Below are 25444 nucleotides of genomic sequence, written 5' to 3'. Positions count from 1 at the left end.
TAATATAGGTAAGTCAACAATAGGCGCTTCGGTAAACGAGGGGCCTTTTTTTATTTCGTAGAATGAGCGATGCAATACTTTTTTGAATGGTAACAATGGTTACTGTGGAGCTAGGAACGCGACCGTAATTTTGTAGAAAATAAATTAATGATGAAGTATATTTTCTTGATATTGGTTTTTCTGGGAGGTTCCTTTTTTGCAGAAGCACAGGAAACACTACTGATTACAAAAGCTGAGGTCATTGCCAAGGTAAACGAAAACAACAACACCTTAAAAATGGCGGAACAAGATATTTTGGCAGCCTTGGGAGATTATAGGCAGACCAATGCCACCTTGTTGCCTAGTATAGGAGTTTCACATACGGGAATAGCAACTACCAACCCGTTAATGGCATTTGGTTCTAAGTTAAATCAATCTATTTTGACTTCAGGTGATTTTGCTCCGGATTTACTGAACAATCCTAGTCAAATTGAAGATTTCGCTACGCGAATAGAGGTACAACAACCACTGGTTAATTTTGATGGGATCTACCAACGCAAGGCGGCCAAGTCCAAGTATAATGCCACCAAGCTACAGTCAGAACGTACTCAGGAATATATGTCGCTGGAGATAGAAAAGGCATATATGCAGCTACAGTTGGCGTATAAAACGGTAGAAGTTTTAGAAAAAGCAAAAGAAGCCGCAGTAGAGAATAAACGTATTGCAGACAATAGTTTTAAGCAGGGGTATTTACAGAAATCAGATGTTCTTGCCGTAGAAGTCCGTGTAGGTGAGATACAGAACCAGTTGCAATATGCAAAGAGTAATATTCAAAATGCATCTAATTACTTATCGGTTTTAATGGATGATAAAACCTACGCAATCTTACAGCCCACAGATTCACTAACGGTTACAATTAGTGATGCGGCGGTACACCAGCTTTCTGAAAACAGAGCGGATATTCTAGCCATGTCATCTGCAAGTAATGCTTACGAACAAATGCACAAGGCAGATAAAATGAGCTTCTTGCCACGTTTAAATGCTTTTGGGACCTATGAACTTCATGATGACGAAATTTTTCAAGGGGCTTCTAACGGATATTTGTTTGGGGCCGAGCTAAAATGGAATATTCTAGAAGGAGGTAAGCGATACGGAAAAGCTCAAAAAAGTAAAGCGGAATACGAAAAATCAAAAATAGAATTAGAGCAATATACAGCTGAAAGTCAGGTAGAGCTGAATAGAGCCAAACGTTCGCTCCAAGATGCCAAGAACAACTTGGAGCTTACGGCTCTTGCCCTAGAGCAGTCCAAAGAATCTTTACGGATACGCACCAACCGCTTTCAACAGGGATTGGAAAAAACGACCGATGTATTAATGGCCGAAACCCAATATGCCCAAAAACAACTGGAATATTACAGCACCATTTTTCAACATAACTATGCTCTGGCATATGTACAATTCTTGACCAAGTAATAAACTACGATACACTTTTACCTAGTACTTAATTCTAAAATGATGAAAAACAGAAATTACATAATAACAGCAGTTCTAACAATGACACTTGTATTGGCTAGCTGTGGAGAAACAGAAAAGAAAGCGGTTGTGGATAATTCCCCGGCGGTTCCCGTTCAAGTGCGCACGGTAGCTGAGAATACAGAGAATTCGTTCGTAACGTCTAGTGGTAAAATTGAGGCGGCCAAAAGTGCCAATATCAGCACCCGTATGATGGGGTATGTAGATAAGATTTACGTGAAAGTAGGGGATAAGGTAAAAAACGGCCAATTATTATTGAGTGTAAACAATGCAGATGTTTCCGCCAAGCTTGCACAAGTAAATGCAGGAATAACAGAAGCAACGGCAGCCTTTACCAATGCGGAGAAGGATTACCAACGTTTTAGAAATTTGTTCAATGAGAACAGTGCTTCGCAAAAAGAGCTAGATGATATAACGGCCAATTATAATATGGCTCAGGCGCGTTTGGAAAGTGCAAAACAAATGAAAAACGGAGTGAACGCTCAAATGGGGTATGCCAATATTCGCGCTCCTTTTGCCGGAGTGGTAACGAACAAGTTTATAAACGCAGGCGATATGGCCAACCCGGGAATGCCATTGTTGGAAGTAGAGTCTCCTGGAAAACATCAAGTTTTGACTATGGTAGCAGAATCAGAGATTTTGGATATCAAGCTTAATACTGAAGTAACAGTTCTTATAAAATCATTGCATAAAACAGTAAAAGGTAAAGTAACAGAAGTGAGCAGCTCTGCCAAGAATACAGGCGGGCAGTACCTGAAAGGTGATGTTGGATGCCTCTGATTCTAAGATTTTATCCGGTATGTATGCCACGGTTCAGTTTCCTGTTGCACGAAAAGCAAATGCCAGTGCCATTATGATTCCTACCGAAGCATTAGTTGAAAAAGGCCAATTGACCGGCGTCTATACCATAAGCCAGAGCGGAACCGCTTTGTTGCGTTGGTTACGTTTAGGACGGGTTTTTGGCGATAAGGTGGAAGTACTTTCAGGATTGTCTCAAGAGGAACAATACGTCGTTTCTTCTGAAGGAAAATTATTCAATGGGGTAAAGGTTAGCGTACAGTAAAAAGATAGAGAAGATAACGAGCGGTTGCGTTAGGGATTGCAACGGATACCCCACAATGCTTTTGATCTGGATACAGATAAATAGCATGAGGAGTAGAAGTGAAAAGCCCGCCCGAACGCCCAAAATAATATAAATAGCGATGAAAGAAGGATTAGCAGGTAAAATTGCCAAAATGTTCATAGGTAGCAAGTTAACAGTGTTGTTAATGGTTGTTTTTATGGTCATTGGGGTATACAGTTCGTTTTTGATTCCTAGAGAAGAAGAACCTCAGATAGATGTGCCTATGGCCGATATTTTTGTGGGGTACCCTATGCGAGTCCTACTGAAGTAGAGTCGCGGGTGATTAAGCCTTTAGAGCAATTAATATCGAATATTAAGGGAGTGGAATATGTGTATTCTACGTCTATGAAGGAGCAGGGAATGGTGATTGTCCAGTTTTATGTGGGAGAAGATATTGAGCGCTCATTTGTAAAACTCTACAACGAAATTAATAAGCATATGGACGAGATGCCGCAGGGCGTAACGTTTCCGTTGGTGAAAACCAGGGCTATTGATGATGTACCCATGCTTGGACTAACCTTGTGGAGCGAAAATTACGATGGGTACCAGTTAAGCCAAATGGCGCAGGAGTTGGAAAGTGAAATCAAAAAGGTGAACGATGTTGCGGTTACCCATAAAATTGGTAATCAGGACCGCCAGTTGCGCGTGGTTTTAGATAAGGATAAATTGGCCGCTAGCGGATTGGATTTTTTATCGGTTTCTGAAATGATCAAGGCCAATAATGCGCAGCTAAGCTCGGGCAGCTTTGATAAAAATGACACGGAGTTTTTGATAAATACGGGTAATTTTTTGGCTTCGGTTTCCGATGTTGAAAATCTGGTAGTTGGCGTGCAACAGAACCAACCCGTTTATTTAAAGCAAATTGCGAACATTATTGATGGTCCTGAAATTCCACAAAGTTATGTGTCCTTAGGTTTTGGACAAGCAAGTGATAAGGTAATCGATTATAAATCTGAATACCCTGCCGTAACCATTTCCGTAGCGAAAAGAAAAGGTGCGGATGCCATGAAAATTGCAGATGTTGTTATTAGTAAAGTTGAGCATTTACGCGAAAATTTAATCCCCGATGATGTTCACGTAGAAATTACCAGAAACTATGGAGAAACGGCATCGCATAAAGTATCTGAACTTCTGTTACACCTTATCGGTTCTATTATTGCCGTGACGTTGGTAGTTATGTTGGCTATGGGCTGGCGTGGTGGGCTAGTGGTGTTTTTATCTGTGCCGGTCACGTTTGCGTTAACCTTGTTAAGTTATTACATGTTAGACTATACGCTTAACAGAATTACCCTTTTTGCTTTGGTTTTTGTTACCGGGATTGTAGTGGATGATTCCATTATTATAGCCGAAAACATGCACCGGCATTTTAAGATGAAACGCTTGCCTTTTAAACAAGCCGCGTTGTACGCCATTAACGAAGTTGGTAACCCAACCATCTTGGCAACTTTTACCGTAATTGCTTCCGTATTGCCCATGGCATTCGTATCGGGATTAATGGGTCCATATATGGCTCCGATGCCTATTGGTGCTTCTATTGCCATGATTCTATCCTTGTTTGTTGCTTTGACCATTACCCCTTATTTAGGTTTTGTTTTTCTAAGGGAAAAGGATAAGAAAGGTGAAGTAGTAAAGCAACAAAAACCTTTGGAGGAGACTTTTATTTATAGAATTTATAATAAATATGAACGACCACTTATTGAAAATAAAAGCAAACGATGGTTGTTTTTAGGCGTAACTTTTTTATTGCTCATAGGCTCTGTGATGCTGTTTTTTACGAAATCTGTAGCCGTTAAAATGTTGCCTTTTGATAACAAAAATGAGTTTCAAATAGTGATTGATATGCCAGAAGGAACTACTCTGGAACGTACTGGAGTGGTAACTCAAGAAATTTCTCAGTACTTGTCTACACGCCCAGAGGTGGTCAATTACCAGAATTACATTGGTACTTCCGCACCTATTACTTTTAACGGTTTGGTACGCCACTATGATTTACGTGGAGGTAGCAATATGGCAGATATTCAAGTGAATCTTATTGATAAAGAGGAGCGTTCAGCCCAGAGTCATGATATTGCTAGATTGCTTAGACCGGATATTCAAAAAATAGCAGCTAAATATAATGCCAATGTAAAATTGGTAGAAGTACCGCCCGGACCTCCTGTATTATCAACTATTGTTGCTGAAGTCTATGGACCGGATTATAACGAGCAGATCAAGGTTGCCAATAGTGTTCAAAATATTCTAAAAAATACAGATGATGTTGTAGATATTGATTGGATGGTAGAAGACGACCAAACCGAATATCAATTTGAGATTGATAAAGAAAAAGCAATGCTTTATGGTGTTACGCCGCAGCAAATTGCTTACACCATGAATATGGCATTGTCTAATAGGGCCATAACCAATTTATACGATGAAAATGCCACGGATCAAGTTGGCTTAGTGTTGGCTTTGGATGAAAAGGAGAAATCAACTATTTCTGATATTTCTCAGTTAAAAATTATCTCTAAACAGGGTACTATGGTTCCCATTGCTGACTTGGTAGATATTAAAGAAATTATAAGTGCAAAAAGCATAAACCATAAAAACCAAAAACGAGTGGTGTATGTAATGGCAGATATGGCGGGAGAATTAGAGAGTCCGGCATATGCCATTTTGGGCATGGAAGAAAAGCTAAAAGAGATAGCCTTGCCAAAAGGGTATACTATTAATGAGATGTATTTAGGGCAGCCTGAATTTGAAGATAACTATACCGTTAAATGGGATGGGGAATGGCAGATTACACTAGAGGTATTTAGAGATTTAGGAATTGCCTTTCTAGGAGCCATTATCCTCATTTATATTTTGATCGTAGGATGGTTTCAGAACTTTAAGGCGCCAGTTGTTATGATGGTGGCCATACCCTTATCATTAATAGGAATTGTTTTAGGACACTGGATCATGGGTGCATTTTTTACGGCAACTTCTTTTATAGGTATGATTGCCTTGGCCGGTATTATGGTACGAAACTCCGTACTGCTAATAGATTTTATAAATCTACGCCTTGAAGAAGGTGTTCCTATAAAACAAGCTGCAATAGAGGCTGGTGCCGTACGTACAATCCCTATTTTGTTAACTGCGGGAACGGTGGTTATTGGAGCTTTCGTTATTTTATTTGACCCAATATTTCAAGGCTTGGCAATTTCTTTAATGGGTGGGACTATTGTTTCTACCGTATTGACCTTGTTAGTGGTGCCATTGGTCTATTATCTAATAGAGCGTAAAAACTATCCTGAAACGGAAATGAAAGAAGTAGAAGATAAGATAGAAGACTAAAAAAGATAAAGATGAAATTACTAATCGTAACGGTCGTACACGAATTTGAAAAGGAAATTTTGCGACTCTTTAAGGAAGCGAAAATAGATAGTTTTAGCAGTTCAGGTATTGATGGATATAAAAATCATACCGAAGTGTTACGGGCAGCCAGTTGGTTTCCCAGCGAAAAAGAAGGTGTAGAATCTAGTTTGTTCTTTTCTTTTGTTGAAGAGGATAAAATTGATGCTCTTTTTATTCTAATAACCGAATTCAATACAAACTTGAAAACTAGTAATCCTATTAAGGCAGCTGTAGTGCCTATTGAAAGGGCTATTTAATTTTAAAAAACAATCAAAATGCTAAATACATATTTTAGAGTTATCGTTGGTGTAATGGTTTTGCTAAGTGTTGTTCTGGCCGTGTATGTAAATATAAACTGGTTGTGGTTTACCGTGTTCATAGGGGTAAACCTTATACAATCTGCATTTACAAAGTGGTGCTTGTTAGAAACTATTCTTGTAAAGTTAGGCGTCAAGAAAGAAGGGAAAGGTTGTAGTATCTAAACTACTATATTTTAGAATATATCAAATATAAATGTCCCGTTAAACGTAAAGTTCAACGGGACATTTTTGTTTATGAATAGGATTAAAACTTGTACTGAACAAAGGCAGATAAGTTTCTTCCTGGATCATTGATAGGAACACTATCAAAATCTGTTTGATTGTTATAAGAGAAATTTAAGTGGTTGTTATATGTTTTATCAAATACATTTAAAGCGGCAACTCCTATAGTAATATTCTTAAAAGGAACCACGCCTAAACGAATATCCAAAACATCATAACCATCTGTTACAGTTTCTCCAAAAGAAGAAGCAATGTTATCTTGTTTTGATGTTAAGGTATAATTGGCGTTCGCCCAGAATTTTTCTTTTTCAAAACCTAGTTTAAATCTAGTTACAAAAGGAGGTACTAGCGGTAAGGATTCGTTTAAGTCTTTATTCTTGGCGTATACATAAGACAGCTCCGTAGTAAAATTAAAATCATTTAAAAAGTCTACACCGGCGTTTACCTCAAATCCTGTTTTATAAGCATCGTTCAGGTTTCTGAAAACCTTTACGCTTGTGGGTTCTTGCATGGGCATGAACTTTCGGCTTTGGGTGGGGTCAATTACGGCAACAATATAATTCTCATAGAAAGAATAGTAGAAAGAACTACCATAATTAAACTGGTCAAAACCATTGGCCTCCAAAGGTATTTTTCCTTTAAAACCAACCTCGAATTGATTATTAATCTCAGCATCAAGATTAGGGTTACCAATGTATTCATACGAATCTTGCCCTACGCTAAAATGATTGATAAAACGCTCAACCATATTCGCAGAACGAACGCCTCTACCATAGGCAACTTCCATTAAAAACTGACTAGATAGGGCATATTTGATAGATGCCGTACCGCTTATGTTATGTTCTGTACGTTTATCTAAATCCGTATATAATGCAGCAAAATCTGCTTCAGGGTCTTTTATATCGGATATCACTCCATCATATCGCAAACCAGCCGTTAGAATGGTTTTGTTGCTGATAGGGTATTTACCTTCCACAAACAATCCAAAGTCATTGATATAAGAATCTTGCCAAACCTTATCCGTAAATTCCATAGGGGTAGCTAAGGTGCCCATTGCATTTTGTTTAACCAGTCTAGTACGTTGTCCGTCCCTAGCAATATGCAGCATATCAACACCAGTAAACAAGGTTAGCTTTTCAGAGGGTTTAAGTTCCAGTTCTAATTTTCCTCCTGCGGTAACCGCATCTACAGAAGAAACGGCATCTACCATCATAAAAGTTGGGCGTTGGGCATTGGTCATCAAGTGATCTACATAACTATAGTAGACTTTGGCATCCAAACCTTTGAGTACACCAGTCAGGCCATTTAAGTTATAATCCAACGAAAAGATAGAACTGTCGTCCGTTTCTGTATCCATAGGAAGTCCGGCATGCAATACGTCTCTTCCGTATGATTGTCGCCAATGTGCTTGTAGCCGCTGGTTTTCGGTAAAATTATAGCCAACGCGTAATCCGTAATCCAAACTTCTAAAAGATGAAGGAATCTCAACACCATCACCATCTTCATAATTGCCAAAATCTCTAAAACCTACGTTGCCCACCACATCATATTTTTCTGTAGCCTGTTGTAAACGTGCCATAGAAACCAATGAGTTTCCGTTACTTTCATAACCCGCTTGAACGCTGCCGCTAATGCCATAGTCATCAATTCCTGGTTTTTGAGTAACCAAATTAACGATACCACCAAACGTAGCTCCATAGCGCACGGTATAAGGGCCTTTAATGATTTCTATTCTTTCTATTTCTTCAGGAATAACATGTGTAGTAATAGGGTCCATCCGGTTTGGACAGGCGTGCATGGCTTTGGTGCCACCATCAAACTGTACATTTAACTGTTCATATTGGGTAGCTCTAAAAGAAGGATCAATTGCATAGTTACCTCGTTTAATAAGAGAAAAACCGTTGAGGTCGTTAAAGAGATCGGCAACGTTTCTAGGTTGCACTATTTTCTTGACGTAGTCATTTGTTACTGCGGCAAATACAGGGTCTATTTTTGCGTTACCGGTTACCATAACCCCATTAACCTCAAAAGGTTCTTCCTCCATAAGAAATTGGTTTGTGGTATTATTAGGAGATATAAATTGTTGTATGGTTTTATACCCCATATAAGAGATGGTAACGGTAGTACCTTTTTCAGGAATGGAGAGTTGAAAATTCCCATTTGCATCGGTATAAGTGGCACTGCCTTTTTGAGAAAAAACATGTGCTTCAGAGAGGGGACTGTTATTTTGGCTATCTAATACCTTTCCGTTAAAATTTTGAGCCATGCTAAGTTGACCAATGGTGAACAGTAGGGACGCCAATAGATATTTGAAATTCATAATTTGAATAATTAAAATTATACATGTAAATACTTTCGAACGCTGCTAAAAGCCTTCGGAATAAGAGGTTGAAGTATAATTTTAAACTCTGGGAGGATGTTTAATTTGGTCCATTAAACGGAAGTAGTAGTTATCCGTATAGGATACATCAAAAACGTGTGAAACAAAGACAGATGGAAACTCAATAGTATAAACGGACTGTAAGAATAGAACAGTTTCAATTTTTAGAATATCAAGATTTATAGGTTCTTTATCGTTAGGGTTCTCTTGTGCCATCATTTGAGAAAGAGCACATTTTCCGTCGCAATGTAGTTCTGGGGTATCCTTATTTTCGCAAAGTGTTTCAATAAAATTCTCTGTGAACAAAGTATAGTAACCAATAGTCCCTGCAATTTTTAAACTGCTTGCCAGAGTTATGGCCAAGAATAGAATTGATATGAGTAGTTGCGATGGTTTCACTCCGCAAATTTAGGAGCAACTTTTGGTTTAGAATGTGACAAAAGTCACCTTATGACCATTTTTCAAAAATAATTGGATAAAAAAGTCCGATTTGCAGAAAATTATCCGATTTACTACGCTTACATCTAGTAGTAAGGTGCTAACGTATTCTCACTAAATATCAATAAAATGTTACCGTTCACTCAAAATTATTCCCGATTTTACTGTGGTTCTAGCGCATCTTTTCGTAGATTTTCCCCTTAAATTATATTTGTTGTTTACGCACACGATAAAGTCCAATCCGTACATGGTTACTGTAAAACCTATTTATTTATTGCTTCTACTTCTCTCAACAACATTGAGTGCACAGTTTAACACCCTAAAGTTTGAGAATTTTGAAACGCCGGAAGGGTTGTCTAGCAGCACTTGTTCAGAGATATTTCAGGATAAAGAAGGTTTTCTTTGGTTTGGTACTATTGACGGACTCAATAGATATAATGGCTATGAGTTTGAAATATTTAGGTCGGTTTTAAACGATACTACTTCCATAAGTAATAATAGAATAAATACGATAACCGAAGATAGATATGGAAAACTATGGGTGGGAACCAATAACGGTTTAAATGTCTATGATAAGGAGACCAACAAATTCACGCATATTGATCTTTATGGTCCCTTGTCCTTATCAAGTAGCCCTAGAAAGATTATAAACGATGTGGTTTATGATGACAAGGGCAATGATATTTGGGTAGCTACTGAAAATGGAGTTATTAAAATTAAACTTACGGATGTAGATACGCTTCATAACTTAAAGTTTTCATACTATTTAAACGATGCTACAAATGATAGGTCTTTAGATTCCAACAATGTTAATTCTATACTGATCAGTAAGGAAGAATTATGGATTAACACAGACGGGCAATATCTTAATAAATATAATAGGTCCAAAGATGATTTTGACAGAGTATTTATTGATAGTGGCAATCCCTACGAACTAAACCATATACCTAAAAGAGTATTTATTGATAGCGATGGTGATTTTTTAATAGGAAATGATCTGTCTGATATGATTTTTTGGATTCGGGATAAAAACGAATTTGAACACCTTTCTTTGGTAGATTTTCATATTCCCGTAAGCAATATCTATCAAGATGATAACGGTATTTTTTGGCTGTCAACAGATGGCCATGGCATTTATTTATATGATAAGAAACAAGGGAAAATAACCCAGCAAATTGTAAATAACCTTTTTGACCCTTTCTCGCTGGCCAATGATAAACCCTCTATAATATACGAGGACCGGAATGAGATTTTGTGGATAGGAAGTTATGATAAGGGAGTAAGTAAATTGGATCCATCAAAGTATTCCTTTGGTCATTATTATCATCAACCCAACAGTATTGAAGGGCTTAGCGAGAAAATAGTACAGTCTGTATTACAAGACGCAAAAGGCAGAATTTGGTTGGGGGCTTATAATGGAGGCCTTAATCTATTTGATGAAAAGAATGAATCGTACAAGCATTATAAGAATGTTCCCGGTAATGCAAACTCCTTATCGTCCGATAAAATTTTATATACGTTTGAGTCCTCTGACGGTAAAATTTGGATCTGTACTTTAGACGGAGGCCTTAACAGTTTTGACCCGGAAAAAGAGGTTTTTAAGCGTTATGAAAATGACGTATTTAACCCTAAATCTATAGGTCAGAATTCTGTGTGGGCGGGTTTAGAAGATTTTGAAAAAAGAATTTGGATTGGCCTGCGTACAGATGGTCTAAACCTTTTAGACCCTACAACGGGAGTATTTAGCAATTACAGGAATACATCCTTAAAGGATATAGGTTTAACTAGTAATGTTATCCTGTATTTGTATGTAGATTCTAAAAAACGGTTATTAATAGGAACTACTCTTGGGTTGAATATAGTTGAGCTAGATAAGCTTACTGAGTTTGCTCCAAAAGATATAGATTTTGCAAGGGTTTATGAAGAAGGAGTAGAGGGAAATAGAATAAATTTTATAACCGAAGATTATAAGGGAAACATATGGCTGGGTACGGATTCAGGGATTTTTGTTCTTGATGAGAACCTAAAGCAGATCAAATCATATTCCTCGCATGATGGCCTTCCTAATAACTTGGTAGTTGGTCTCCAAGAAGATGATAATCACAATTTTTGGATAACCTCAAAAAGTGGACTTTCTTTCCTAAATCCGGTAACGAACGAGATTAGAAATTTTAATGTTCATGACGGACTGCAAGGTGCAGAATTTCAAACAAAGTCAATAGATAAAACCAAGGATGGTAGAATCTTGGCAGGAGGGCTAAACGGGTTTAATATATTTCATCCGGACAATATAAAATTACCTGCAGATGTAAAGCTGCAACCGCTTATTACAAGCTTTAAACTCAACAACAAGAAAGTAGTTAAAGGCGATTCTATTAACGGTCGTGTATTGATTAATAGTGCGTTGGATTCTATTGGGAAAATTAAACTAAAGTACGATGAGAACTATATCTCCTTTGAATTTGTAGCGCTATATTTTGAGAACCCGGAGCAAGTGCAATATGCTTATAAAATGCAAGGGTTGGATGATGATTTTGTAAATATTGGAAACAATAGGGTGGTAAACCATTCTAACCTTGAACCAGGTAATTATACTTTTGAAGTAAAGGCATCTGTAGATGGGAAATGGGGCAATGCCGGTTCTGCAAAGATGGATATAGAGATTTTGCCCCCGTTTTGGAAAACATGGTGGATGTACCTTGTTTATGCCATTGCCGGCGGTTTTCTTCTTTGGGCGGTGATGTATTATTACACTCAAAAAGTAAGAGAGGGTCAAAAGCACGAGCTAGATCAGATGAAACTTCAGTTTTTTGTAAATGTTTCGCATGAGTTTAGAACTCCATTAACTTTAATCTTAAATCCTGTAGATAAGATACTCTCTAGCATTAATGAGTCTAGCCCTATGATGAATTCGGCACAGACCATACAGCGTAGTGCCAGAAGGCTTTTGCATTTGGTAAATCAGCTTTTGGACTACAGAAAGATGGATGTTGGAATGATGCCATTACAATTGGAAAAAGGAAACATTGTGAAGTTTTCTGAGGATATTTTTATGCTCTTTAAAGACTTGGCAGATCAAAAGGAACTGAACTATACGTTTACAGCAGATTCAAAGAAAATACAAGCACATTTTGATTTGGACAAAGTCGAAAAAATAATAACCAACTTAATTTCCAACGCTATAAAGTTCACTCCGCCAGAAGGAACTATTGAAGTATCCATAAATAAGATTACTAAAAAAGTGAAAACCTACGACTCGGTCCTTTTCATCAGAGAAAAAATGGGCGATTATGTAGAAATTATAGTGAAAGATACCGGTAGGGGATTGGATAAGGTACAACTGAAAAACATTTTCTCTAGGTTCTATAACCTAGATCCATCAAAGACAGGAACGGGTATTGGGCTGAACTTTAGTAAAGCTTTAGCTGAAATGCACGGAGGCGATATATCTGTAGAAAGTCAATCTAAAAAAGGAAGTAAATTTATAGTCAGGTTGCCTTTAAATCTTGATAAGGAAGCCATAGAAACCGAAAATATTAAGAACGAGTTCCGTATTAATTCCATGAAAGCGGTGGAGTATGAAATGCTTACGACCAATGAATTGGTGACAAGCAAAGATTTTCAAGAACAGACGGGAGATAAGGATCGCCCAACAGTTCTTGTGGTAGAAGACAACAAGGAGTTACGTACGCATTTGGTGAATGACCTTAGGGAGTTTTATCAAGTAAAGCAGGCTGCGAATGGAGAGAAGGGGTTGAAGATGGCCAAAAAGCATTTACCAGATATGATCATAAGTGATGTTATGATGCCCATAATGGATGGTTTTGAGCTTTGTAAGAACCTTAAAAACGAATTTGAAACCTGTCATATTCCTGTGTTATTGCTAACCGCTAAAAGTTTAGATGATGATAGGGTAGAAGGGTACCATAGTGGAGCGGATGGTTACTTGTCAAAACCGTTTGTGACTAGAGTTTTAATTGCTCGTATCAACAACTTACTAGAAACCAAAAAGAGGATAAGACAACGGTTCTCTGAAATTGGGGGCATCTTTCCTGCAAGTGAAGTTACCACCAATACTATTGATGAGGTGTTTTTGGATAAGGTCACAAAAACTATTTTGGACAATGTTGGGGATATGGATTTTAAACAAGAAGATCTCCTAAAAGAGTTGGGAATCGGTAGGTCTCAATTGTACAGAAAAATAAATTCTCTAACGGGCAAAAACCCGAGTCATTATATGCGTACGGTACGTTTACGCTATGCCTCAGAGCTCTTAAAAGCGAATAAATACTCTGTTAAGGAAATATCCTATATGACCGGCTTTAATTCTACAGCGTACTTTAGTAAAACGTTCCGAGAGCTATTTGATGTAACCCCTACAGAATTTATGGATCAACAAGAAAACCAAGATACCTAAAGGCTACCCTTGTCTTCTTGCTAGAAATAAGCTCAAAAGAAAAGGCAGCTGTAGGTGGAATACAACTGCCTTTTACTAAACTAACTCAAAACTAAACAAACAATTTATCCATATAAATGGATGCTCAAAATTTTAATATCCAGGGTTTTGTAATAAGGAGCTATTTAAACCTATCTGAGATGTAGGGATAGGGAATAAATAGTTCTTTATAGAAAAGTTACGAATAGATGAAGGCTGTACCACTATACACCTTCTATTGCCTACTCCTGTCGTTGTGGTTTCTTCTCCAAAGCCATAGGCGCTTGCATCATACAAATCTGGATTTCCTTCATAAACAGTACCTTCTATAACGGCTCCATAAATAGTTTCACCTAATTCTTCTTCTGCAATACCCCATCTTTTTAGGTCGTTAAACCTTGTTGCACCTTCTGCATAAAGCTCAATGGTACGCTCTCTTCTAATTTCTGTTTCTAAATCAAGATTATTCGCGGCTAAAAAAGAATTGGTAAGTGGTGGTAATCCGGCTCTGGCTTTTACCAAATTAATAGACTCGTTCATTTGATCATCGGTAAGGGTACCATTTAGCTCATATAAAGCTTCTGCATACATTAAATATACTTCTGCAAGACGAATTAAAGGCATGTCATAGCTTTCTGTTGTGGTGGCTCTATAGGCAAGGTCTGTTCCCCAGTTCCAGCTCATGAACTTTGAATTTCTGTAACCAAAACTATTTGTACCATTTAGAACCTCGTCTCCAGTTTGAGGTATCTGGCCAAGAGTTTTATGGTATGTGAAATAAGCTCTCATCCTAAAATCTCTATTTTGGAACTCATCTTGAGTTTCTGTATACCCTTCAAATTGAGGAGATTGGTCTATAGGCAGACCATCTACACATAAGAACATATCTATCATTTTTCTACTAGGCTTTACTCTGCCTTCGAAAACGTGACTTACAAGTGTATTGGCCTGTTTAAAAGTAAAATCGTATTTACTATAAAAAATATACTCTTTATTTGTAGCCTTGTCCAAACCGCCTGGGTTGGAACCGCCATCTTCTAAATTGAATAAGAAGTTTGAACTCAGGTTATCAAGAACATCATTATAATTCCATAGTTCAAAACCACCTTGGTCCATTACTGTTTTGCTCAACGTTACAGCTTCTTGTAAGTATGCTGTAATATTGGAAGCATCAAATCCTGCGCTACCAGCTCCAGAAGCAATACCATCACCATCTGTGGCGGTATCAACATATTTCATCCAAGTGGCTTCGTGCAATAAAACTTCTGCTTTAAAAGCCATGGCAGCCCACTTGCTTATTTTTCCTTTATCACCAGAACTAATATTCTGTTCTGTAGGCAAACCAGCTATAGCATCATCTAAATCAGCTAAAACTTGGGCAATAATTTCGTATCTACTATTACGCGGTGCATTCAATTCTTCATCACCAACATCTAAGGGTCGTGTAACCAAGGTAACACCTCCAAACCGTTGTACTAGAAAGAAGTACTGCCAAGCCCTATGAAATTTAGTAGCAGCCACATATTCTCCAATATTATCTTCTCCTTCGTAAGCTTCTGCTCGTTGAAGTAAAAGGTTCATATCTCTAATGGCTTGGTACGCACTTGCGTAATAACCATCTGTTTCCGGAGCCTGAGTGTCACCTCTGCTATAAATCTGCATTTCACTATCTTCAGAATAACCAACTAAATCAGAACCGTGATCGGCGTAGATTCCTTGGTCTCCCCATCCTAACAAGTTGTTATAAAAACTATTGGATCCAGTTAGGAAATGCTCAGCTTCGTTATAATAAACTTGTTCTGTGATTGAAGCTGGCGGATCTAAATCTATAAATTCGTCTTCACACGAGGCAAAGAATAATATTACACATGGTAATATTATATATATTAATTTTCTCATTTGTATATAATTTTAATTGTTCGTTTGTCTTAAAGAGATACTTTTAAACCTAATGCCCATGTACGCATAAATGGATAGGCACTGTTATTAGAGCTAGCTTGGAATTCAGGATCATAACCATCTTTTACACTGGTAAGCTCAAACAAATCGTTTCCTGAAAAATATAGACGTAGGTTATGAATAGGTGTATTTCCTATTTCTAATCCTTTAAAATTATATCCTACAATAAGAGATTTTAGTCTCATGTATTTGTTATTCTGTAAGATATGATCTTTACTTCTGTAGTTCCATGCAGATAGCCCACGTTGGGTTGTTAATCTAGGAAACTCTGCATTACGGTTATCCTCTGTCCATGTTCTTCCTAACCAAGTGTTAGATTGGTTTTGCCATTCCGCTTGAAAAGGTTGTGCGAAATATCCCGTTCTATATATATTATGATCAAGCGTACCTTGAAAAAATGCGCTTACATCAAAATTCTTATACTTTACATCAAAATTGAATCCATATACATAATGAGGGGCAGCGTCTCCGCTATACGTTAAATCTTCATTATCAAGGGTGCCATCTCCATTGGAATCAACAACCCGCATATCTCCTGGGCGTAATGCATCGTTAGAGCTCTGTGATGGTAAAATACCTCCTTCGTTTAGACTAGAGTAGTAGGCGTCAACTTCGGCCTGTGAATCAAAGTAACCATCTGTTTCCCATAAATAAAATGAGTTGATAGGTTTGTTCAAAATGTTTCTACCACTCTCTGCATCATTTAAGTTTTCAAAAATAGTTTGAGCTCCATCATATTGCGTAATTTCATTTCTGGTATCACTCATGTTAGCACTCACGGTTAGATCTACTTTACCGATGTTACCAGACCACCCTAACATAGCTTCCCATCCTTTTGTTTCTAAAGTACCTATGTTGGTAAACGGAGTAGCAGTTCCAAGTACATCGGTTTCAATTCCTCTAACAAGCATTCCAACATTGTCTTTCTGGTAAAGGTCTACAGAACCAAATAACTTGTTGTTGAATAATCTAAAATCCAGACCAATCTCTTTTGTAACAATACGTTCCCAAGTAGTAGAACTACTGAATAAACTACTGGCTCTAGAAGTTGCCTGTTGCGTTGCATTGGTTTCCCCAAAAACAGTGGTACCAAAACCAACAGTTGATAAATACCCAAAATTACCAATACCAGATGTACTTCCCAGTTCACCGTAACCACCACGTAATTTCAAAAAGGATACCGTGTTACTGTCTTTAAGGAAGTTTTCTGCGCTTATAACCCAACCACCGGAAATACTACCGTAATTAGACCATTTGGCACCTTCTGCAAATCTTGAAGACCCATCTCTTCTACCTTGTACTTCTAATAAATACTTGCTCTTATAATCATAATTTATACGTGCGATATAACCAAAAGAACCCCAGATATTACCACCGCCTGCAGTAGTAACAAGTTGATCTGTAGCTCCTACATTTAAGTCGTACACGCCATAATCAACAAACCCGTTTCTTCTAACAGCATATTCATTAATTTCATTTTTCTCAGCTTCTACGGCAAGTAGCCCAGATATGTTATGATCTCCAAAATTATTTGAATAGTTCAAGGCTCCTTTATAGTTCTTATAGGTAATGTTACCGTCGTTTTTATCCGGTCCAGTTCCTTCTTCTATAAAAGTTGTATTATTTATATTATTGGAGAAACCTCCGTCCCAACTATAAAGGGGCACAGATACATTATATCTTTGGTATTCACTATTTTGTTTACTGATGGCGTAGGATCCAGTAAAGTCTAAATGATCCGTTAACTTATAGATAGCAAGTGCGGATATTTTAAATTGCTCAATAGTCTTATTTTCACGCCCCGCATCTTTAACTTGTGCTATACCGTTTCTATCACCTGTAATATTAACACCTCCAAAATTGGCGTAATATTGTCCATCTGCGTTATATGTTGGGAATAAGGGAGCATCCCATGTAGCAGCTTCTCTTCCTAAACCTCCGGAAGGTCCTGAAAAAGCATTGTTGAAATAGGTGACATTTGTATTGATGCTTAGTTTATCACTAATATCTGCACCATAATTTATTGAGAAGTTATATCGATCTGAACTATCGTCGGCAACTTTTAAACCACCAACATTGTTGTCATAACCGGCAGAAATACGAAAATTACTTTTTTCAGTACCTCCGGATACACTAATGTTATGCTGACTAGAGTAGGAGTTACCAAACATCTCGTCAAATCTAGGAGCATCACCTAACCATATATTTCCGTTTATGGGCAAATCATAGTATCCTTCATCTCCAGATGCAATCCTATCTACAGTTTCAAGATCATTCCAGAAGAAATAACGAGGAGGTTTTCCAGAAGCAATATCTTCTCTTGCAGCAGCAGCATACAGTTGTCCATATTCAGACATACTTGGCGATGGTGGACGAATTCCTATAGTTCCTATTCGTGAAATAGTGCTGATATCTACCTTAACATCTCCTTTTCCTTTTTTAGTAGTAACCAGAATAACACCTCCAGCGGCACGTGAACCATATACAGATGCAGAACCACCTTTTAGAACACTAATACTTTCAATATCATTTGGGTTCATGTCATTAAAAGAAGATGAATTTATAGAAGGAATACCATCAATAACAATAAGGGGCTCTATACCATTAATAGAAGAAGCTCCTCTAATAAGGAAGTTAACACCTTCGTCACCAAGGTCGTGAAGACGTACGGGTAACAACCAATCCTGGCGTTCTACCTTGTAGAGCCAAAGCCGGGCTACCGGTTGCAATATCTTCAAAAGCTTCGGCCTTGACCTGTTCAATAGAACCGGTTAGGGTTTCTTTCTTGGCGGTACCGTAACCTACCACAACAACTTCATCAAGAGCGGCAACATCCGTGTCCAATGATACGTTGATTGTAGAGTTGCTTCCCACTGTAACTTCTTTTTGTGCAAACCCAATAGAAGAGAATACGAGTACACTATTAGAAGAAGGAACATTAATTGAGAAGTTCCCGTCAAAATCTGTAGTAGTTCCAGTATTGGTTCCTTTTACTATAACGTTGGCCCCGGGAATAGGCATTCCGTCTTCAGCTGCTATTACCGTTCCTGTAATAGTTAAATCTTGCGTATCCCTAACGTCAAGAATAATACGACTGCTTGTTGCAGCGTATAAATTTGTACATGCGCCGCTTATTAAAAACCCTAAGATTCCTAATAGACCAGCTACATACTTTAAGTTGGTTCGATTTCTTTTTTCAGTGGTCATAAAAGTGTTATTTAATAGTTTTTGTTGAATTAATTTTTTGGATTCATACTGTAGAATATGAGTACTCAAAAATTGTTAAGCCAATGTTAAAAAGAATTGAAAGCAGTATCGATAAATTATCATTCATTGATTATAAATTATTGTTCATTATCAGTTTACATGGGCTTAAAATTGGGTATTCATAAAAAAGAGTAGATAAAAACTTCAAATTATCAAGGTGATTATCGGAAGCAAGAGTTGCACGATTTTAAGAAGTAATCTCATGCCTGTTTTTGGAAGTATTTAAGGGAAAACTTAAGTATGTTACATTCAAAAACCCCTTAAGTACTCTCGCAAGTACTGTAAATGTTGGTTTAATAGAGGTAGGGTGATATTTGAAATATAATTTTAAATAGGGAAATCTGCAGAAATTCAAACAGAAGCAAGTCAAAAAAACAGATGCATATTCAAAGTCTAAAAGTCTTCTTTAAACACTAAAAGAGAATATTCTTAAAACTATAGGGAATTGCTTTGGTTTTGAGGGTAAACGTATAAATTTCGCCTCTATTAGCTGTAAAAGGCTATTATTTTATAGCTTATGAATCATAATTTATGAGTCTTTATCATCATTCTCGGTAAAATTGTACAGAACGAAAATTCAATATAAAACCTGCTCATATTGCGAGTAGATTTTATTCATTTCGAAAGGTTTCGTTTTGAATTAATCAACCAATTTTAATGATATCCTCAGGATATCTAAAATATTTCAGATGAGAGTAAGGCTACATTTAATTTTATTTGTTTCGTTTTTATTGTTTTCGTGTGCTTCCAAAGTAAAAGAAAAGGAAGTTGTTCAATTTTCTGCAGAGAAAGTGCTTGATGAGAATGTCAAGAAAATTAAGGAAGTACAGGAAACGGTAAAAAGCGTAGATCAATTTCCTAGAAATATTCCAAAAGGACAGACCAATTGGGAAATGGTAGGTGTACGGGATTGGTGTAGCGGTTTTTGGCCTTATGTATTGTGGTATGCTTATGAGCAATCCAACGATTCCGAAATAAAGGAAAGTGCCATGAATTCTACAGAGGCATTAAAAGAAATAGCATATAGCCCAGCAGATAATCATGATATTGGGTTTATGCTGTATTGTAGTTATGGTAATGGGTACAGATTAACGGGCAATGAAGATTATAAAAAGGTATTATTGGCCGCTGCAGATACATTGGCAACGCTTTACAATCCTAAAGTAGGTAGTATTTTATCATGGCCGGTTATGACAAGTAAATTTAATCATAATACCATTGTTGATAATATGATGAATTTAGAGTTGCTATTTTGGGCGGCTAAGAACGGAGGTAGTCAAGATTTATACGATCTATCTGAAAGTCATGCAAAGTTAACTATGGATTATTTAGTTAGAGAAGATGGCTCTATGTTTCACTTAGGTTCTTTTGATAGTGAAACAGGAGAGTTCCTTAAAGGGATGACTCACCAAGGGTATGCAGATGATTCTATGTGGGCCAGGGGGCAGACATGGGGTATATATGGTTTTGCCATTGCGTACAGAGAAACGGGTAACAAAGATTTCTTAAATACATCAATCAAACTGTCTGATCACTTTTTGGAGCGTTTACCTAAAGATGGTATTCCTTACTGGGATTTTGATGATCCCAAGATTCCGAATTCACCTAAAGATGCTTCTGCAGCTGCTGTAGCCGCTTGTGGCTTGTTAGAGCTTTCCGGACTTGTTGAAGATGCTAGTTTGAAACAAAAATATATTGATGCAGCTAAAGATTTATTAGAAAAATTATCCAGTGAGCCTTATTATAGTGGAGATACAAATCAATCTCTTCTGTTACATTCTACAGGACATCACCCTAATAACTCGGAAATAGATATGCCAATTGTTTATGCGGATTATTATTATATGGAAGCTTTATTACGATTGAAAAAACTTGAAGCATCTAAATAATTTTGATGTAGGGGTAATGGTTTTGCGTCACAAAGAATGTGGAGTAGAAGCACATATAGGTTTGCCATGCAAAGGATAGCTGCTATATAGCGGGAGGAATGGAACTGAAAAATAACAACCGAATGAAAAAAATTAAAAATAGAGTCTTACCTGTATTAATGTTTTTGGTATTGGTCACAGCAAGTAGTCAAGGAGGCAACGTGTCAATTCCATCTTTGCCAGATGAGATTATCTATAAAATTATTTATGGAGATACGCTAAAAATGCAAGTGCTATATCCTGAAAACCTAAAACCAAAGAAGGAATATCCCGCTATAGTATTCTTTTTTGGTGGCGGATGGAACGGTGGAACTACAAAGCAATTTGAGGACCAGGCAAAATACTTTGCTTCTAGGGGTATGGTTGGTTTTTTGGTTGACTATCGTGTGAAATCTAGACACCAGACTACACCATTTGAAGCGGTGAGTGATGCAAAATCGGCTATGAGGTTTGTGAGGGGTAATGCAGCTAAATTTCAAATCGACCCTAATGAAATTGTAGCTTCAGGAGGTTCTGCTGGCGGACATTTGGCTGCCGCAGCGGCCACATTGGATGGTTTGGATGAATCTACAGACGACCTTTCTGTAAGTGCAAAACCTAATGCCTTGGTGCTTTACAACCCGGTAATCGATAATGGCCCTGATGGGTTCGAATATAAGCGGATGAACGGCCGTCATTTGGAGATATCTCCAAAACACAATATTAAAAAGGGAACTGCACCTACTATTATTTTTCTGGGTACAAAAGATGCTTTAATACCAGTATCTACAATGGAAAAGTACAAAGCAAAAATGGAGGAAGTAGGAAGCAGATGCGACCTCTTTTTGTACGAAGATCAAACTCATGGGTTTTTTAATAAACCCAGAAGTAACGGCGAGTTTTATGTTAAGACTACGAGAGAAGCCGATAAATTTCTTCAATCGATAGGATACCTGAAAGGGAAGCCTACAATATAATTACTATGGAAGAGAGACGTGCTGGAGTTATAAAAATACTGGTAACATTAATAGGTTTTGGTCTTTTGGTTTCATGTAAAACTACCAAAGAGGAGGTACATGCTCAGAAATTGGAACAACCTAATATTATTGTTCTGTTATGTGATGATTTAGGGTATGGCGACCTTTCTTCTTTTGGACATCCTTTTATAGAAACACCTAATTTAGATGCATTGGCGGAGTCGGGTATAAAACTGACTAGCTTTTATTCGGCTGCTCCCGTTTGCTCACCTTCCAGAATAGGACTTTTAACAGGAAGAAGCCCTAATAGGGCCGGATTGTATGATTTTATAGTAGGTGGAAATACGCAAAGGGAAGACCTAAAGGATTTAGTGCATTTGCGTGCGGAAGAGGAAACTATTCCATGTTGCTTAAAGAGGTGGGATACAGTACTTGTCTAGTGGGTAAATGGCACGGAAGTTCGTTGTTCAATTCGGGAAAACAACCGCAACCTGATCATTTTGGTTTTGAACATTGGTTTGCTACTCATAACAATGCCTCGCCAACACATAAAAATCCCAAGAATTTTGTTCGTAATGGTTCTGAAGTGGGCCAGTTGGAAGGTTTTAGTAGCCAACTAATTGTAGATGAGGCCATAGATTGGCTTGATAAAAAAGAAGGGGAAAACCCTTTCTTTCTTGAAGTGGCATTTCATGAACCACATGAGCCCATAGCATCGCCGGAAAGTTTGGTTAATAAGTACCTGGAGTTCACGGATATTAAAGAAGAGGCCGAGTTTTTTGCCAATGTAGAAAATGTTGATATAGCTGTTGGACGTTTGCTGGCTTACTTAAAGGAAAAGGGATTAGACTCAAATACATTGGTCGTTTTTACTTCAGATAATGGACCTGAAACTTTAAACAGGTATCCCAAGGCAAAACGCTCTTTTGGTTCTTCTGGCAATTTAAAGGGTATGAAATTATGGACCACCGAAGCGGGTTTTAGAGTTCCTTGTATTATTAATTGGTTGGGTAAGGACACTTTTAATGGAACTACGGATGCGGTCATATCGGCCTTAGATTTTTTACCTACTTTTTCTGAATTGGCAGGAGCTGGGTTACCTAAAAAAATATTAGACGGACAGTCCTTTGCTTCATTTTTAAAAACGGGTAATATACAACGCCAGAAACCATTAATATGGAGTTTTTATAATGCGCTTAACGAACGTGTGGTAGCTATGCGTAGTGACGATTGGAAGATAATGGCCCAACTTAAAACAAAGGAGGGATACTTACCAAAAATACTGAATGTCCATAGCGGAAATGAGGCTTTGGTGAAAAATGCGGAGCTCTCAGATTTTGTACTGTATAATTTAAAGGAAGGTGTTCAGGAAAGTCAAGATGTGTCAAAAAAACATCCTGAGGTTTTTGAACAGATGAAAATTCAGTTGAGCCAAGAGTACCAAGAGCTATTGAATGATAGCCATATCTGGGCCCGTAATTAAGAATACTGTAGAAGGGTTTCAGATTAAATTCATGAAATAATTAATTACTAAAAATGATTAAGATTATACATTTTCTAAAATATAGGATTCAGATTCTTGTAGTCTTAGTGTCATTTTGCTCGTGTACTTCATCTGAGAAAACAGAACTAAAATCGCCTAATGGGACTAAAGAAATAAGGATATTAACTGAAAATGACCAAATAGAGTTTGCTGTTTTTTACAATGGAAACTCGGTCTTATTACCATCAACATTAGAAATTATATCAGAGCAGTTGCCTTTTAGCGGCTCTTTATCAATATTGAATACAGAACATACTTCCGAATCAAACACGTGGCATTCAGATTTTCTTGATAATAGTAGTTTTCATGACAATTACAACCAGCTCAAGGTTCTATTGGATAAGGGAGGCAATCAGCTAAACTTAATAGTTAGGGCCTATAATGAAGGTATTGCTTTGGCATATGAAATACCCGAGCAAGGCGGAATTGCCAAAATTGATTTAGACGAAAAAATCAATTATAATTTTAAAGAGGATTATAAATTATGGTCAACACCTAAAAGGGAGAAGGGTGTTTTAACGGCACAAGGAGCATATAGAAAGATTCCGATATCTCAATTGCAAAAAGGATGCGAACGCCCATTGGTTATAGAAATGGGAGACAGTTTAATGATTGCCTTGGCCGAAGCAAAGTTGGTAGATTTTGCTCGACTTAGCTTTGATAAAGGTTCAAGTTCAGAATTTAGTATTGTTTCTTCATTAGACAGTAAGATGGAAGAACAACAGCAGGATACCATTACCGGTGCGGTAATCTCCGAACAGCTTGAAGGTAAGATGAAAGTTCATAAAGAATTACCATTTCAATCGCCATGGCGTGTAATAATGATGGCAGAAAATGAAGGGCAATTATTAACCAATAATTCCATCATTCAAAATTTGAACGATGCTTCTGAAATAAAAGATGAATCTTGGATCAAACCGGGAAAGGTAATCAGAGAAGCAACATTGACCACAGAAGGTGGTTTTGTCACGGTAGACTTTGCGGCAAAACACAATATGCAATATGTGTTGTTTGATGCTGGTTGGTACGGCAATGAAATGTATGACTCATCTGATGCCACTACCATTACGGTAGACCCTAATCGTTCAAAAGGGCCATTGGATTTAAAGGCCGTGATTGATTATGGAAAAACTAAAAACATTGGTGTTATCCTGTATGTCAATAGACGTGCCCTCGAAAAACAATTAGATGAAGTTCTAGAACTTTTCCAATCATGGGGAGTGGCAGGTATTAAATTCGGATTTGTTAGAGTAGGAGACCAAGATGCAACGGCATGGCTGCACGAGGCTGTAAAAAAAGCAGCAAGTTATAAAATGGTAGTTGATGTGCATGATGAGTATCGCCCAACAGGTTTCTCAAGGACCTACCCTAATTTTTTAACGCAAGAAGGTATTGCCGGAGATGAAACTACGGTAACCAATGAGCATACTCTAATAACTATGTTCACAAGAATGCTGGCCGGTGCGGCAGATAATACGGTTTGCTATTATAATTCTAGGGTAGATGTAATGGGGTCGCATGCTTCTCAACTAGCAAAAACTGTCTGTATTTTTAGTCCGTTACAATTTCTGTATTGGTATGATAAACCTTTGGATTCTCCGGAAAAGAATGATGGTCTTTGGGGAGATACAAGACATATAGGAAACGAACCGGAATTGGAGTTTTTTGATGCTGTACCTACCACATGGGACGAAACCAAGGTGTTAGAAGCACAAATTGGAGGAATAGGAGTTATTGCTCGTAGAAAGGGGAGCGACTGGTTTATTGGTGGTATCAATGGAAATCAAGGAAGAACCGTTGAACTTGATTTTTCTTTTTTAGATAAGAACACCACTTATAAGGCAAAATTGTATACCGATGATAAAACGGTGCAAACACGAACTCACGTTAAGATCGAGGAAAAAGAATTGGATTCGAATAGTTTAATTAAATTGAACATTGAAAGAAATAACGGATTCGCTATGCGTATTCAAAAAATCAATTAATTAC

16 protein-coding genes and 1 pseudogene are annotated in these 25444 nt (G+C 37.5%); 12 read left to right on the top strand and 5 right to left on the bottom strand.

What is annotated here, in order from left to right; translation table 11 throughout:
* The first annotated feature begins 150 nt into the window (after nucleotides 1-150).
* From Q5W13_RS01115 to Q5W13_RS01095, 6 genes and pseudogenes are all read left to right on the top strand, one after another.
* Nucleotides 151-1452: a TolC family protein gene (locus tag Q5W13_RS01115; RefSeq protein ID WP_438364199.1), complete on the top strand. Its 1302-nt coding sequence runs from the start codon at nucleotides 151-153 to the stop codon at nucleotides 1450-1452.
* A gap of 39 nt (nucleotides 1453-1491) precedes the next feature.
* Nucleotides 1492-2292, top strand: coding sequence for an efflux RND transporter periplasmic adaptor subunit (locus Q5W13_RS01110; protein WP_368662395.1), 801 nt, complete (start codon nucleotides 1492-1494; stop codon nucleotides 2290-2292).
* The gene (locus Q5W13_RS24495; protein ID WP_497582341.1) at nucleotides 2276-2575 is read left to right on the top strand and encodes a hypothetical protein; all 300 of its coding nucleotides are present in this window, start codon (nucleotides 2276-2278) and stop codon (nucleotides 2573-2575) included. The genes Q5W13_RS01110 and Q5W13_RS24495 overlap by 17 nt, the downstream gene beginning before the upstream one ends.
* A gap of 139 nt (nucleotides 2576-2714) precedes the next feature.
* Nucleotides 2715-5947: pseudogene (locus Q5W13_RS01105) on the top strand (efflux RND transporter permease subunit).
* An 11-nt stretch (nucleotides 5948-5958) separates the two neighbouring features.
* On the top strand, nucleotides 5959-6264 hold the full coding sequence (locus Q5W13_RS01100; protein ID WP_304445073.1) for a hypothetical protein: 306 nt from the start codon (nucleotides 5959-5961) through the stop codon (nucleotides 6262-6264).
* A gap of 18 nt (nucleotides 6265-6282) precedes the next feature.
* On the top strand, nucleotides 6283-6489 hold the full coding sequence (locus Q5W13_RS01095; RefSeq protein ID WP_155597136.1) for a YgaP family membrane protein: 207 nt from the start codon (nucleotides 6283-6285) through the stop codon (nucleotides 6487-6489).
* Nucleotides 6490-6571: 82 nt separating this feature from the next.
* Here the strand turns inward: Q5W13_RS01095 and Q5W13_RS01090 are convergent, their stop codons facing one another.
* Together Q5W13_RS01090 and Q5W13_RS01085 are read right to left on the bottom strand one after the other, a co-directional pair.
* Nucleotides 6572-8869 (bottom strand): TonB-dependent receptor, encoded by a 2298-nt coding sequence (locus Q5W13_RS01090; protein WP_304445072.1) that lies wholly within the window; start codon nucleotides 8867-8869, stop codon nucleotides 6572-6574.
* An 81-nt stretch (nucleotides 8870-8950) separates the two neighbouring features.
* Nucleotides 8951-9328 (bottom strand): hypothetical protein, encoded by a 378-nt coding sequence (locus Q5W13_RS01085; protein ID WP_304445071.1) that lies wholly within the window; start codon nucleotides 9326-9328, stop codon nucleotides 8951-8953.
* 313 nt (nucleotides 9329-9641) lie between these two features.
* Between Q5W13_RS01085 and Q5W13_RS01080 the strand changes: the two genes are divergently transcribed.
* Nucleotides 9642-13784, top strand: a complete 4143-nt coding sequence (locus tag Q5W13_RS01080; protein ID WP_304445070.1) for a hybrid sensor histidine kinase/response regulator transcription factor — start codon at nucleotides 9642-9644, stop codon at nucleotides 13782-13784.
* Between the two features lie 132 nt (nucleotides 13785-13916).
* On the opposite strand, the gene Q5W13_RS01075 is transcribed toward Q5W13_RS01080, so the two are convergent.
* From Q5W13_RS01075 to Q5W13_RS01065, 3 genes are read right to left on the bottom strand one after another with little or no spacing between them, the layout of a single operon-like run.
* Nucleotides 13917-15701 (bottom strand): RagB/SusD family nutrient uptake outer membrane protein, encoded by a 1785-nt coding sequence (locus tag Q5W13_RS01075; protein WP_304445069.1) that lies wholly within the window; start codon nucleotides 15699-15701, stop codon nucleotides 13917-13919.
* 29 nt (nucleotides 15702-15730) lie between these two features.
* Nucleotides 15731-18499 (bottom strand): SusC/RagA family TonB-linked outer membrane protein, encoded by a 2769-nt coding sequence (locus Q5W13_RS01070; protein WP_304445068.1) that lies wholly within the window; start codon nucleotides 18497-18499, stop codon nucleotides 15731-15733.
* On the bottom strand, nucleotides 18408-18968 hold the full coding sequence (locus tag Q5W13_RS01065; protein WP_304445067.1) for a carboxypeptidase-like regulatory domain-containing protein: 561 nt from the start codon (nucleotides 18966-18968) through the stop codon (nucleotides 18408-18410). Before Q5W13_RS01065 ends, Q5W13_RS01070 begins: the two co-directional genes overlap by 92 nt.
* A 749-nt stretch (nucleotides 18969-19717) precedes the next feature.
* On the opposite strand from Q5W13_RS01065, the gene Q5W13_RS01060 reads away from it, so the two are divergent.
* From Q5W13_RS01060 to Q5W13_RS01040, 5 genes are all read left to right on the top strand, one after another.
* Nucleotides 19718-20917: a glycoside hydrolase family 88 protein gene (locus Q5W13_RS01060; protein WP_304445066.1), complete on the top strand. Its 1200-nt coding sequence runs from the start codon at nucleotides 19718-19720 to the stop codon at nucleotides 20915-20917.
* Between the two features lie 122 nt (nucleotides 20918-21039).
* Entirely contained in the window at nucleotides 21040-21912 is an 873-nt protein-coding gene (locus Q5W13_RS01055; protein ID WP_304445065.1) for an alpha/beta hydrolase, read from the top strand.
* Nucleotides 21913-21917: 5 nt separating this feature from the next.
* Nucleotides 21918-22352, top strand: a complete 435-nt coding sequence (locus Q5W13_RS01050) for a sulfatase-like hydrolase/transferase (protein ID WP_304445064.1) — start codon at nucleotides 21918-21920, stop codon at nucleotides 22350-22352.
* Entirely contained in the window at nucleotides 22316-23395 is a 1080-nt protein-coding gene (locus Q5W13_RS01045) for a sulfatase-like hydrolase/transferase (RefSeq protein WP_304445063.1), read from the top strand. Before Q5W13_RS01050 ends, Q5W13_RS01045 begins: the two co-directional genes overlap by 37 nt.
* Before the next feature lie 53 nt (nucleotides 23396-23448).
* The gene (locus Q5W13_RS01040; protein WP_304445062.1) at nucleotides 23449-25440 is read left to right on the top strand and encodes a glycoside hydrolase family 97 protein; all 1992 of its coding nucleotides are present in this window, start codon (nucleotides 23449-23451) and stop codon (nucleotides 25438-25440) included.
* The last annotated feature ends 4 nt before the right edge of the window (nucleotides 25441-25444 follow it).

Origin of the sequence: Zobellia laminariae (assembly GCF_030553095.1) — a bacterium.
GTDB lineage: Bacteria > Bacteroidota > Bacteroidia > Flavobacteriales > Flavobacteriaceae > Zobellia > Zobellia laminariae.
Note: the sequence above shows the minus strand (reverse complement) of the source record. Positions and strands in the feature narration are given on the sequence as shown.

Bases quoted from the DNA above. Each gene is read 5' to 3' on its own strand.
- Q5W13_RS01115 (WP_438364199.1), top strand. From the start codon at position 151: ATGAAGTATATTTTCTTGATATTGGTTTTTCTGGGAGGTTCCTTTTTT.
- Q5W13_RS01110 (WP_368662395.1), top strand. From the start codon at position 1,492: ATGATGAAAAACAGAAATTACATAATAACAGCAGTTCTAACAATGACA.
- Q5W13_RS24495 (WP_497582341.1), top strand. From the start codon at position 2,276: ATGTTGGATGCCTCTGATTCTAAGATTTTATCCGGTATGTATGCCACG.
- Q5W13_RS01100 (WP_304445073.1), top strand. From the start codon at position 5,959: ATGAAATTACTAATCGTAACGGTCGTACACGAATTTGAAAAGGAAATT.
- Q5W13_RS01095 (WP_155597136.1), top strand. From the start codon at position 6,283: ATGCTAAATACATATTTTAGAGTTATCGTTGGTGTAATGGTTTTGCTA.
- Q5W13_RS01090 (WP_304445072.1), bottom strand. From the start codon at position 8,869: ATGAATTTCAAATATCTATTGGCGTCCCTACTGTTCACCATTGGTCAA.
- Q5W13_RS01075 (WP_304445069.1), bottom strand. From the start codon at position 15,701: ATGAGAAAATTAATATATATAATATTACCATGTGTAATATTATTCTTT.
- Q5W13_RS01065 (WP_304445067.1), bottom strand. From the start codon at position 18,968: ATGACCACTGAAAAAAGAAATCGAACCAACTTAAAGTATGTAGCTGGT.
- Q5W13_RS01060 (WP_304445066.1), top strand. From the start codon at position 19,718: ATGAGAGTAAGGCTACATTTAATTTTATTTGTTTCGTTTTTATTGTTT.
- Q5W13_RS01055 (WP_304445065.1), top strand. From the start codon at position 21,040: ATGAAAAAAATTAAAAATAGAGTCTTACCTGTATTAATGTTTTTGGTA.
- Q5W13_RS01050 (WP_304445064.1), top strand. From the start codon at position 21,918: ATGGAAGAGAGACGTGCTGGAGTTATAAAAATACTGGTAACATTAATA.
- Q5W13_RS01045 (WP_304445063.1), top strand. From the start codon at position 22,316: ATGTTGCTTAAAGAGGTGGGATACAGTACTTGTCTAGTGGGTAAATGG.
- Q5W13_RS01040 (WP_304445062.1), top strand. From the start codon at position 23,449: ATGATTAAGATTATACATTTTCTAAAATATAGGATTCAGATTCTTGTA.